The organism is Actinomadura rubrisoli, from assembly GCF_004349215.1.
Classification (GTDB): domain Bacteria; phylum Actinomycetota; class Actinomycetes; order Streptosporangiales; family Streptosporangiaceae; genus Spirillospora; species Spirillospora rubrisoli.
The window spans coordinates 1-12,069 of record NZ_SMKU01000291.1 but is presented as its reverse complement, the minus strand read 5'-3'; the positions used below and the strand labels follow the sequence as shown (position 1 = coordinate 12,069).

Below are 12,069 nucleotides of genomic sequence, written 5' to 3'. Positions count from 1 at the left end.
GCCCCCGCCCCTCGTCATCCGCGTGACCGGTCCCGCCACCACCGTCACCGTCCGGGTGTCCAACACCGGCGACGTCCTCACCAAGGCCACGCTCGCCACCGGCGAGTGGCGCAAGTACGACGAGACCCCCCTCAGCGTCGTCGCCAGCGACGGCGGATCGCTCCAGGTCGTGATCTACGGCAAGCAGCAGCCGCCCAAGCCGGCGGGGCAGCGCGGCCAGTGGTTCGTGTCCGCGCGCCGCTGACCCCTCAGCCGAGGCCCAGATCGGTGACGTCGAACGGGTGGCGGTACTCCAGGCCCTCCTCGACGATCCGGTCCGCGGCCCCGCGCTCCAGGATCGTCGCCACCGCCACCACTTCGGCCCCGGCGGCGCGCAGCGCCTCCACGGCGGTGAGCACCGAGCCCCCGGTGGTCGAGGTGTCCTCCACGGCGAGCACCCGGCGCCCCGCCACGTCCGGTCCCTCGATGCGGCGTTGCAGCCCGTGGGTCTTGCCGGCCTTGCGGACGACGAACGCGTCGAGGGCGCGTCCCCGGGCGGCCGCGGCGTGCAGCATGGCGGCGGCCACCGGGTCGGCCCCGAGGGTGAGCCCGCCGACGGCGTCGTAGGCCAGGTCGGCGGTCTCGTCCAGCATCACACGGCCGACCAGCGGCGCGACCGTCCCGTCCAGGGTCACCCGGCGCAGGTCCACATACCAGGACGCGCGCCGCCCCGACGAGAGGACGAAGTCCCCGTGGACGACGGCCTTGTCCTTGATTGCCTTCAGCAGCTCATCACGATCGCTCACGCGCAAACCCTATTCACCTCTGCCCAGCCCACGTGAACGCCCTCCACCGCTGTACGGTTTCCGGAGGCGATGCGGCCGTCCGCCGCTCGCGGTCCCGGCGGACGAGGCGGTAGGCACCTGAGATGACGCCCGGTTCCCTCATCCTGCTGCACGCCCCGAACACCACGGCGGCCTCATGGGGCGACCTCCCCGAGATGCTCCGCTCCTACGGCCTGGACGTGATCGCGCCGGACGTCCCGGACGGCACCGGCGTCCGCTACGTGGCCCGCGTGTCCCTGATCATCACCGCGACCGATCCCGTCGTGCCGCTCGTCCTGGCCGCGCACGGCGCCGCCGGTCCGCTCCTGCCCGCCATCGCGCTGGCCCAGCGCGCCGCCCACCGGCCCGTCGGCGGGTACGTCTTCATAGACGCGGACCTGCCCCGCCCAGCCCGCGAACACGATCACGGCTCCCCCGAGGACCGGGTGCCCGTCCCGGCCGACTGGCCGGAGGCGCCCTGCGGCTATCTGCGGACGCAGGTCGACCGCAGCGCCTCGGCCGATCGTGACCAGACGGTCAGAGAGGCCCGTCTGCGGGGCTGGCCGGTCAAGGAGCACCGACCCCCGGCCGCGGTCGCGCAGGCCCTCAGCGAGCTCGTGGCGACCCTCTAGACGGCAGTGAGCCCGAGCTCGGCCCCCTAGCGGAGCGGCTACGCGTTCTTGAGGAGGTCGTCTAGGAGGGCGTCGTAGTCGTCCTCGGCGCGGCCGAGGTCGATGCGGGCGCGGTAGCGCAGGCGGAGGAGGGCTTCCAGGCTGTCCTCGGCGAGGGCGACGTCGTCGGGGCCCGAGGTGAGGGAGTCGGCGCCCGGGGCGGGGGCCTCGTCGGGGCCGCCGCCGATGCCGGTGCCGACGGCGCGGTCGCGCAGGGCGAGGACGACGTCGGCGCCCGTGGTGGCCCACTCGTGGGCGCCGGACGCGTCGCCCTGGGCGTACAGGACCTCGGCGACGGCGCGGTAGACCTCGGGGTCGCGCGGCTTGTCGGCGCGGATCTGCTCGACCAGGCCGCGCGCCTCGTCGGCGCGGCCCAGCTCGAACAGGGCGTCGGCGAGGTAGGCGCGCGGGTCTCCGTAGGTCTCGCCGCCGTCGTCCAGGGCCTTGCGGTAGAGCTCGGCCGCCTTGGCGTGGTCGCCGGCATGCTGCCACTGCTCGCCCGCGCGGAGCAGCACGTTGGCGCGGGTCACCCCGCCCGACACCGCCTCGGCCAGCTCGGACAGCCGCCGGGCCGCCGAGATGTGATCGCCGGTGCGCAGGGTGTCGAACTCCAGATCGTCGAGATCGTCTTCCGTCACATGCGTCACGCTTCAACGCTACCCGGCGCTCGGCGGCCGAAGCGGGCGAATTGCCGATGATCGCGAATTACCCACGCGTACCATCCGGTATCGCACGCCTTCACCTGCGGGAACGTTCGAGCGCATCCCAGAATCCGCGGCGCAGCGCGTGCCGTACCTCGTCATGCAGGAGGAAGTCGATGGGGAGCGAGGAGCCCTGGAGCAGGCGCGCCTCCAGATCGGACGGCATGCGCGGCTTGCGGGCGAGGACGGCCTCCAGCCACAGGGCGGGCGCGTCCCGGGCGACGGACTCGCCGAAGTCCTGGCCCTCCTGGTGGGCGGCCTTCACCGCGTCGGCCAGGGTGGGCGTGCTCTGCTGGACGGGGACCGGCGAGATCTGCTGCGGCCCGGTGTAGGGGCCGTGCGGCTGGCTCGGCGGCATCGACATCGGCTGCGACTGGTTGGACGGCAGCGTGTGCGACTGGGGCATGGACTGCGACTGGGGCATGGACTGCGGCGGTGGCGGCGGGGACGGTGACGGGACCGCCGGGTTGTACTGCGGACCGGTGGACGGCGGCTGCGGCTGCGTCGTGGACGGCGCCGGCGTCGGGGCGGCCTGCAGGGGCGAGGGGGGCTGCGGGGCGCCGTTGCCGAACGAGGAGCCGAGCCCGCCCGTGCTCCCGGGGGTCGGCAGCGGGCCCGACGTCATCGCCGGCCCCAGGTCGCGGACGGACGGGATGGACGGCGCCGCCGGCTGGCCGCTGATCGGCGACGCGGGCGGCGGGCCGTTGTGCGAGGTCGTCTGGAGCGGGCCGATCGAGCTCCCGGCGCCGTTGCCGTGCCCGTTGGACAGCGGGCTGGTGCCGAGCGAGGACGAGCCCGACGACCCGGACGAGCCGTCCATCCCGGCGAGCAGGTTGACGTAGGGGCGCAGGTGGCCGGAGCCGATCTCGATGAGGTCGTCGCACTCCTGCCGCAGCACGCGGGAGATCGTCCAGTTGCCGTCGACGGCCACGTGCACGACGGTGACGCGGACGCCGAGGTCCTGGGCGTCGGCGACGACCTGCGCGAGGTCCTCGTCACCGCTGACCACGACCGCGTCGGCGAGCGCGCCGCCCCGGGCGAGGGTCATCAGGTCGCGGTGGATCTCGGTGTCGACGCCCTCGCGGCGGCCGGGGCGGATGCGGCCGAGCCGCAGCTTGAGGCCGGGAAGGTCGGCGAGGGCCTCGTGCTCGGGGGCGCGCCTGCCCTCGACCGTGGCCTCGTACCAGTAGCAGCGCAGCAGCGGGATGCCGGTGCGCTCCCTCGCCAGGTTGCTCAGCAACTGCAGGAGGCCGCCGAAGTCCCACGAGACGGTCTCGCGATGGCGGGTGCCGTGCACCGCCATGGCGCCATCGGCCAGCAGATAGCCGGCGTCTACGAACAGCGCGCAGCGATCCATGCGACACCGCCCTTCCTCAACACAGGGCCTCACCGATTGCCCACTCCTCGGTCAGGCTGGCGAGTGTGACCATCCTCCGGCGGCCTGCCCTTCATGCTCTCGGGGACGCGGGCCGGCGCAATGACCCCGGGTGCTTATAGCGTAGTGAAGCCCGTAAGCCCCGTAGGCCAATACGGCGATTCGCCACTCTTTCACGACGCGCCGCCGGTTCGCGACTCCCCGGTAACAACGAATTGGGAGCCGCGGCGGACGCTACCAGCCGTTTCGGCCCGCCCTCGCGGATCGCCATGATCTTTACAGGAAGCAGCAGGAGGGCGGCCCGCCTCTAGGTCCGCGCGACCCGGGCTTCAACCGTGCATGGCGGCACCGGCGTGTCGCGGGCCCGTCCGTCCGCTGCCTCGCAGGTCAGCCGGTGACCGAGGCCCGTCCCATCTCGCCGAGAGTCACCCCGTCCCGCGGTGTCTCCCAGCGGACGCGGCAGTCGCGGCCGGACATCTCGACCGTGGCGATCGCGTTGTCGAACCAGGGGCCGTCCGTCATCCGCCACCGCAGCGGCGGGACCGGAACCCCCGACAGCTTCGCCAGAAGGCGGAAAGAACCCGAGGTGGCCCGCGAGCACGCGATCCGGTTGGCCCAGCGGAACTTCCCGACCAGCGGGTTGCGCAGCGGCGAGCAGACGATCTGCGTGATCTCCGACCTGGTGCCGGGCGTGACGACGCGCGCCAGATAGGAGTAGTGGATGTCGCCTGACAGAAAAGAGATGCTGGCCGGCGCGGGGCCCCGTTCGCCGCGTCCGACCGCGATCACGTCGCCGGCGACCTCCCGGAAGGAGCGCTCGAACGCGGCCCAGTGCTCCAGGTCGGCGGCCTGCCGGACCTTCTCGCCGAGCCGGGCGCCGGTCTTGCCCCAGGCGCCGCCCGCGACCGCCTCGTTCCACGCCTCGGCGTGGTGGATGGCCCGGGGCAGCAGGTAGGGCAGGGAGCTGGCGATGAGCAGGTGGTCCATGCCGCCCTGGCACTGCCCGTCCAGCCAGCGGAACTCCTCGTCGTCCAGCATGCCCCGCCGGTCGGCGGTGAGCAGCCGGGAGCAGCGGCTGTCGACCACGATCAGCCGGGTGCCGCCCCAGTCGTGGGCGTAGCTCCACCGGGTGCTCGCCGGCTCCTTGTCGGCCTGCTCGGCGAACTCGTCCAGGATCTGCCCGGCGTCCCCGCCGTTCTCGGACGCCGTCCGCACCGCCTTGTAGACCGGGTCGGCCGCCCGGCCGTCCGGCGACATGTTCCCGAGGTGCTGGTAGATCCAGTACGAGGCGATGCCGCCGGTGATGCGCGCCCGCCACCAGGGCTGCGACCACATCTCCTCGCGCCAGGCGAACGAGGTGTTCCAGTCGTCCCTGATGTCGTGGTCGTCGAAGATCGTGAACGTGGGAACGGTGGACAGCAGCCACCGCACCGCCGGGTCGGTGAGCCAGGCCAGCTTGTACAGGTGCGTGTAGTCCTCGAAGTCGGCGGCCTCGTCCACCGGCGGCTCGTCCGGTCCGCGGCGGCCGCGGATGAAGGCGCGCATGTCGTCGCTCAGCTCGTCGGCGTACACCTGGTCGCCGACCATCAGCAGGATGTCCGGCCAGGTGACGCCCGGGTCCGCGCGGAGCCGGTGGGCGAACGCGGCGAGCGCGTCGTGCCCGAACTGCTCCGGCGTCCCCGGCGAGCGGCGGCACGACCCGAAGGAGATCCGCAGCCCGCCGTCCGGGTCGAGGGTCCTGATCTGGCTGGCGGGGAACTCCGAGGCCGCCTCGGGCCACACCGTCTCGCCGTCCAGGACGACCTCGTACGGGATCCGCGCGCCCCCGTCGAGCCCGTCGATCTCGACGAGGGCGTAGTGGTGGCCGTGGACGGTGAACGTGCGGGCGCTCGCGTCCAGCCCGTGCTCGCCGTTGACGACGCGGACCTCGCACGCGCGGTCGGTCTCCACCCAGATCGTCGCGGTGTGAACGCTGACATGCCGGAGATGGGGCCCGAGTACCAAAGCGGTCATACCACGTCTCTCTAGCGGACCCGGGCCTCCCGCGTCCACCGAAGCGGCATTCCCCCGGGGGTGAACGCTCCCTCTCCGCGGCGTCTCAGGGCAGGCGGACGAGCATCTTGCCGGTGTTGGCGCCGCGCAGGACGCCGATGAGCGCGGCGGGCGCCTGGTCGAGACCGTCCACGACCGTCTCCTCGGTGCGCAGGGATCTGTCGGCGAGCCACCCCGCGGCCCGTCCGATGAACTCGGGGAAGAGGTGGAAGTAGGCGCTGACCTGCATGCCGCGCAGCGTCAGCTGCCGCTCCACGACCGTGAACAGGTTGGACGGCCCCGGGACGGGCGCCGTCGCGTTGTACCCGCTGACGGCGCCGACGAGCGCGGCGCGCCCGCCGACGCGCATGGCGCCGATGGCCGCCTCCAGGTGGTCGCCGCCGACGTTGTCGATGTAGACGTCGATGCCGTCCGGGGCGGCCTCGGCGAGCTGCGCGGTGATCGGCCCGGCGCGGTGGTCCAGCGCGGCGTCGAAGCCGAAGCGGTCCACGAGCAGCCCGGCCTTCGCGGGCCCGCCCGCCGACCCGATGACGCGGGCGGCGCCGAGCGTCCGGGCGAGCTGCCCGGCGACGCTGCCGACCGCGCCGGCCGCCGCCGACACGTACACGACGTCGCCCTCCCGGACGGGGGCCACGTCGGTGACCGCGGCGTAGGCGGTCAGGCCGGTGGGGCCGAGCGGGCCGAGGTAGGACTGGGCGGGGACGAGCGAGGTGTCGATGACGGCGGCGCCGGCCGCGTCCAGGACGGCGTGGTCGCGCCATCCGAGGAAGTGCGAGACCAGCGCGCCGACCGGGACGTCCGCCGAGCGCGAGGCGACCACCTCGCCGATCGCCGACCCTTCGAGCGGCGCCCCGATCTCGAACGGCGGCAGGATCATGGACGGGGCGTCGTCCATCCGGCCGCGCATGTAGGGGTCGACCGACATCCAGGTGTTGCGGACGAGGACCTGCCCCTCGGCGGGCTCGGGGACCTTGGCCTCGGCCAGGCGGAAGTTCGCGGCGACGGGCTCGCCGGACGGGCGGGAGGCGAGCTGGATCTCGCGGCTGATGAGGTTGTTCGAAGTCATGCCTTCACCGTGCTGCGCGGCGCTTCAGGTCTTCTTCCGGTCCCCTTCAGGGCGCCTTCAGGCGGGCGGGCCGTGCGGTCCGGCTGCTCGGCTAGCCTGCAGCTATGCGATTCGGGGTGCTCGGCCCGCTGGCGGTGTGGGCGGGCGACGGGCGGCCCGTGCGGATCCCCGAGCTCAAGGTCAGGGCGCTCCTGGCCGACCTCCTGGCGCACGAGGGGCGCGTCGTCTCCGCCGACCGGCTGATCGAGGACGTGTGGTCCGGCGACCGGCTGCCGCGCAACCCGTCCGGCACCCTGCAGACCCGCGTCTCGCAGCTCCGCCGGGCGCTGGAGGAGGCGGAGCCCGGCGCGCGCGACCTGATCGTGTCCCAGCGGCCCGGCTACCTGCTGCGCGTGGACGGCGTCGCCGTGGACGCCGGACGGTTCCGCGCCCTCGTGGCCCGCGCCCGCGACGCGGACGACCCGGGCGCGCAGGCCGCGCTGCTGCGCGACGCGCTGGCGCTGTGGCGCGGCCCGGCATACGCGGACTTCGCCGACGCCGAGTTCGCGCGTCCCGCGATTGCGAGGCTCGACGAGGAACGGCTGGTCGCCGAGGAGGAGCGGGCCGAGGCGCGGCTGGCGCTCGGCGAGCACGGCGCGCTGGCGGGCGAGCTGGCGGGCCTGGTCGCGGGCAACCCGCTGCGCGAGCGGCTGCGGGCCGTCCACATGCGGGCCCTCTACCGGGCCGGACGGCAGGGCGACGCTCTCGCCGGATACGCCGACCTGCGCGAACGGCTGGCCGAGGACCTGGGGCTCTCCCCGGGCCCCGAGTCGGCCGCCCTCTACGAGGCGATCCTGAAACAGGACCCGGACCTGGATCCCGTGCCGCCTCCGGCGCCCGTCCGCCCCCGGACGAACCTGCCCGCGCCGGTGACCGAGCTGATCGGCCGCGCGGACGCGACCGGCCAGGTGCGGGCACTGCTGGAGTCAGGGCGCCTGGTGACGCTCACGGGCCCGGGCGGCGTCGGCAAGACGAGCCTCGCCCTGGAGACGGCGCGTGCCGCATCGGCCGGCACCGTGGCCGGGGGGTTCGAGGACGGGGCGTGGCTGGTGGAGCTGGCCGGGCTCGACCGGGAGCGGGCCGCCCTCCCCGAGGTCGTCGAGACGGTCGCCGCGACGCTGGGCGTGCGGGACGACGCGCCGCCCGCCGGGATCCGGTCCGGGCCCGTCGAGCCGCTCCAGCAGCTCGCGGACGCGTTGCGCGCCAAGCGGCTCCTGCTCGTCCTCGACAACTGCGAGCACGTCGTGGAGCCGGTCGCCGAGCTGGCCGGGCATCTGCTCGGGGCAGCTCCCGGGCTGCGGATCCTCGCGACCGGGCAGGAGCCGCTGGGGATATCCGGCGAGCGGCTGTGGCCCGTCCCGCCGCTCGGCCCGTCCGACGCCGGACGGCTCTTCACGGCCCGCGTCGCCGCCGCCGTCCCCGGATACGAGCCGGGCCCGGACGACGCGGACGCGGTCGCGGCGATCTGCCGCAGGCTGGACGGGCTGCCGCTCGCGCTGGAGCTGGCGGCGGCCCGCGTCCGCGCGCTCGGCGTGCACGCGCTGGCCGAGCGGCTGGACGACCGGTTCCGCGTGCTGGTCGCGGGCCGCCGGGACGCCCCGGCCCGGCAGCGGACGCTCCGCGCGATGATCGACTGGAGCTGGGAGCCGCTGAGCGGGCCCGAGCGGACCGTCCTGCGCCGCCTCGCCGTCCACGCGGAGGGCTGCACGTTGGAGGCGGCCGAGGAGGTCTGCGCCGGGGACGGCCTGGACGTGGTGGACCTCCTCGCGCGCCTGGTCGACCGGTCCCTCGTCGTCCGGACGGAGGGCGGGCGCTACCGGCTGCTGGAGTCCGTCCGGGCGTACGGCCTGGAGCGGCTGCGCGAGGCGGGGGAGCACGACGCGATCAGGCTGCGGCACCTGCGCCACCACGCCGGGCTCGCCGTCCGCGCCGAAAGGCACCTCTACGGCCACGACCAGCGCCGCCACCTGGAACGCCTGGACGCCGAGACCGCGAACCTGCGCGCCGCGCTCGACACGGCGGTCACGTCCGGCGCGGGCGGCGACGCGCTACGAATGGTCAACGCGCTCGCCTGGTACTGGTTCCTGCGCGGCCGGCTGACCGAGGCCCGCAGGTCGCTGGACTTGGCGCTGTCCATCCCCGGCGGGCCGGAGCGCGAGCGCGCGCGGGCGGCGGTATGGCGGGCGGGGTTCGCGCTCCTGGGCTGCGACGGCACCGATCCGCGCGCGAAGGACGAAGTGGACCTGGTCTCGCGTGGCGACCTGCCCGACCCGGGCCTGCGGGCGTGGGCGCAGTGGTTCCTCGGCTTCACCCACCGCGGGTTCGGCGACCTGGCCGTCACGGCGGACCTGGTGGAACGGGCCCTCGCCGGCTTCCGCGCCCAGCGCGACCGCTGGGGGACGGCGGCGGCGCTGAGCGTCCGGGCGACGATCCGCCGGGCGCACGCCGACCTTGCCGCCGCCCGCGCCGACGCGGAGGAGAGCCGCGCGCTGTTCCTCGGCCTCGGCGACCGGTGGGGCGGCATCAAGGCCGCGAACACGCTCGCCGAGCTGGCCGAGATCGCCGGCGACTACGAGCGCGCCGCCGGACTGCACCGCGACGGGCTCCGGATGGCCGAGGAGCTGCACCTGTGGACGGAGGCGTCCTTCACCCTCGCGGGCCTCGGCCGCATCCATCTGCTGGCCGGGGACCTCGACGCGGCCGACGACCACCACCGCCGCGCGATGCGGCTCGCCGCCGGCCAGTCCAACAGGGTCGCCGAGCACTTCGCCGAGGTCGGGCTCGCCCTGGCCGCGCGCCGCCGCGGCGAGCTGGACCGCGCCGAGGCGCACCTGGCCAAGTGGGTCGGCTGGGTGCGCATGGTGAACGGCGAACCCGGCCTTGCGCTCGTCCTGGCCGAGCTGGGCTTCGTCGCCGAACTGCGCGGGGACGCGGCGGCGGCGCTGTCCCTGCACCGCGACGGCCTCGCGTCCGCCCGCCAGATCGGCGACCCGCGGGCCGTCGCGCTCGCCCTGGAGGGCATCGCGGGGGCCCGCGTGATCGAGGGCGCCCCGGCCGCTGCGGCCCGGCTCCTCGGAACGGCGTCGGCGCTCCGCTCGTCCGTCGGAGCGCCGCTCCCGTCCGCCGAATGCGCCGACGTGGACCGCATCACCGCGGCCGCCCGGGCCGCGCTCGGCGGGGCGGCCTTCGAAGCGGAGTTCCAGCAAGGCACGCGAACCCCACCCGACCAGGCGGACCTTCCCGCCTGAGCCGGTCAGGCCTCTTGCGCGCGCAGAACCTCGGCCTCCTTCGCCGGGTCCAGCCCCACCGTTGGACGGTCCGGACGCTGCGGCGCCCGTCCGCCGATGGCCCGCAGCCACGCCCACGTGTCCGCCACCGTCTCCTCGGGCGGACGGCAGCGCAGGCCTGCCGACAGTGCCTTGTTCACGTTCGTCTGGTGCATCGCATCGTGCGCCTCACCCGGCGGCAGCCAGAACGGCAGTTCTATCCACGGCTCGACACCGGCGGCGAGGAGGGCCTGCGGATCGGTCCACACCGGCTCCGCGTCCGACCCGGTCACCCGGATGCACGCCTCCAGCAGACCGCCCATCGTCGTGTGGTCCGGCGGGCTCACCAGGTTGTACGGCCCTCGGAGCCCCTGTTCGACCGCGTCCAGGGTCCAGACGGCCAGGTCGCGGACGTCGATGAACTGGAGGCCCAGATCGCGCGGGCCGGGCGCCAGCACCCGGCCGCCGCGGGCGATCCGCGTCAGCCACCAGGGCAGCCGCCCGATGTTCTCGTACGGGCCGACGATCAAGCCCGCGCGCACCAGCAGCGCCCGGTCGCCGAACGCGCCGAGCGCCGCCAGCTCGCCGCCGCGCTTGGCCGGCGCGTACTCGGCCTCGCCGTCGTCGGGCGAGCCGTCCACCAGGGGGCCGTCCTCGTCCAGCCCGGGCGGTGCCGGATACGTGTAGACCGAACGGCTGGAGATGTAGACGTACCGTCCGACCCGTCCCGCCAGGAGCTGGGCGACGTCACGCACGGCGGACGGTGCGCCCGACCAGGTGTCGACGACCGCGTCCCATTCGCCTTCGGCGAGGGCTTTCAGCCCGCCTTCGGCAGCACGGTCGCCATGCAGGGAAACCACACCGTCTGGCGGTTCGTGCCGTCCGCGATGGAAGACGGTCACGTCCCAGCCGCGCGCCAGGGCGTCGTCGGTGATCGCCCTGCCCACGAACTCGGTCCCACCCAGCATCAGAAGCCTCATGGGGGAGACTCTGCCAAATGTACGTTCTGTACGGAACGGCCGGGCCTCCGCCCTGAGCGGACGCCGTCACGGCGGGGGCCGGACGCGGAGGCCGGACGCGGAGTCGGCCGCAGAGTCGGCCGCAGAGTCGGACGCGGGGGCCGGACACTGCGGAACCCCCGGGATTTCGCCCGGGGGTTCCGTTTCAGAGGCCTTTACTTGTGCCTAGCAGCGCTTCCACGCGAAGTGGTACGTCGTGCTGCTGCGGGTGGCGTCCATCGACATGAAACTGACCTTGTTGTCGGAGTCGCCGGCGTTGACCCGCAGTTCCGTGTTGATGTTGAGGTTGCGGGCCTGGCCGCAGGGCTTGTAGACGAGCTGGTTCGCGGGGATCCTGTCGCGGAACTGCCAGTCGTCGACGTAGCGGCCGTTGAGCTCGTGTTGCACCGTGCGGTCCTGCGTACTTCCCTGGAAGTAGTAGTTCGTCTGCTGCAGGCCGGAGGCTCCGTCCTGCAGACCGGCGAAGCCGCGGTGGTCGGACCCGGTGATCGCGTACGTGTACTCCCCGGGGGCGTTGACCCGCACGTTGATCTGGCAGTTCTTGCGGGAGCCCGTGGGGTTCGTGTCGCCGCCGGCGTACGCCAGGTAGTCGTTGTACTTGACGGTGAAGGCGGTCTTGTCATCGGAGATGACGACGTTCGCCGAACCGGGCGGGCACCCGGAGCCGTTGACGGTCACCACCTCGATGCTGACGTTGTCCGGCGGCGGCGCCTCGTCCGCGAGGGCGGAGGGAGCTGACAGGAGGGGCAGCGCGAGGGCGGCGCTCACCGCGATCGCCGTTCGTTTGGCATTCATCATAGATAGGACTTCCACGTGAATCGGGGGGTCGTCCGGTACGGCCCTGATGGCCGTCCCAGGCCGGTATTACCAGAGTTGTTGACGCTCACTACTTCAGCGCTGATCACGTCGCACCTGGTAATGCTTCGTGACGGTAATACCCTCCCAGGAAGAGGGTCAACGTCGTCTTTTTCGATTCACATTCAGCCTTAACTTTTTTAAACCGCACCGTCCGAACCCGCCCGATCCGGCGGCTCCCTGCAGCCCCACCAGCCCCATCTGTCTCTTATACACAACTGA

General features: G+C 73.6%; 9 protein-coding genes and 1 pseudogene. 3 read left to right on the top strand and 7 right to left on the bottom strand.

Translation table 11 applies throughout. From position 1 onward, the window contains the following. A pseudogene (locus E1298_RS35950) lies at positions 1–244 on the top strand (hypothetical protein); the annotation flags it as partial. A 4-nt stretch (positions 245–248) separates the two neighbouring features. Here the strand turns inward: E1298_RS35950 and pyrE are convergent. Further along, complete coding sequence (gene pyrE / locus E1298_RS35945) at positions 249–785, bottom strand: orotate phosphoribosyltransferase (RefSeq protein ID WP_131901368.1); 537 nt, start codon at positions 783–785, stop codon at positions 249–251. A 122-nt stretch (positions 786–907) separates the two neighbouring features. Here pyrE and E1298_RS35940 point away from each other — a divergent pair, with 122 nt between their 5' ends. Continuing rightward, entirely contained in the window at positions 908–1,435 is a 528-nt protein-coding gene (locus tag E1298_RS35940) for a hypothetical protein (RefSeq protein ID WP_131901366.1), read from the top strand. Positions 1,436–1,473: 38 nt separating this feature from the next. Here E1298_RS35940 and E1298_RS35935 read toward each other — a convergent pair whose 3' ends face one another. The 4 genes from E1298_RS35935 to E1298_RS35920 all read right to left on the bottom strand — a co-directional run bounded on the left by E1298_RS35935 (position 1,474) and on the right by E1298_RS35920 (position 6,668). After that, positions 1,474–2,121 (bottom strand): tetratricopeptide repeat protein, encoded by a 648-nt coding sequence (locus E1298_RS35935; RefSeq protein ID WP_243726016.1) that lies wholly within the window; start codon positions 2,119–2,121, stop codon positions 1,474–1,476. Positions 2,122–2,212: 91 nt separating this feature from the next. Further along, on the bottom strand, positions 2,213–3,532 hold the full coding sequence (locus tag E1298_RS35930) for an NYN domain-containing protein (protein WP_131901364.1): 1,320 nt from the start codon (positions 3,530–3,532) through the stop codon (positions 2,213–2,215). 405 nt (positions 3,533–3,937) lie between these two features. Further along, positions 3,938–5,563, bottom strand: coding sequence for an alkaline phosphatase D family protein (locus tag E1298_RS35925; protein WP_131901362.1), 1,626 nt, complete (start codon positions 5,561–5,563; stop codon positions 3,938–3,940). Positions 5,564–5,648: 85 nt separating this feature from the next. After that, on the bottom strand, positions 5,649–6,668 hold the full coding sequence (locus E1298_RS35920; protein WP_131901360.1) for an NADP-dependent oxidoreductase: 1,020 nt from the start codon (positions 6,666–6,668) through the stop codon (positions 5,649–5,651). A gap of 104 nt (positions 6,669–6,772) precedes the next feature. Between E1298_RS35920 and E1298_RS35915 the strand changes: the two genes are divergently transcribed. Next, positions 6,773–9,955: an AfsR/SARP family transcriptional regulator gene (locus E1298_RS35915; RefSeq protein ID WP_131901358.1), complete on the top strand. Its 3,183-nt coding sequence runs from the start codon at positions 6,773–6,775 to the stop codon at positions 9,953–9,955. Positions 9,956–9,960: 5 nt separating this feature from the next. On the opposite strand, the gene E1298_RS35910 is transcribed toward E1298_RS35915, so the two are convergent. Continuing rightward, entirely contained in the window at positions 9,961–10,953 is a 993-nt protein-coding gene (locus E1298_RS35910; RefSeq protein WP_131901356.1) for an NAD-dependent epimerase/dehydratase family protein, read from the bottom strand. 204 nt (positions 10,954–11,157) lie between these two features. After that, complete coding sequence (locus E1298_RS35905) at positions 11,158–11,760, bottom strand: DUF4360 domain-containing protein (RefSeq protein ID WP_243726015.1); 603 nt, start codon at positions 11,758–11,760, stop codon at positions 11,158–11,160. Positions 11,761–12,069 lie beyond the last annotated feature (309 nt).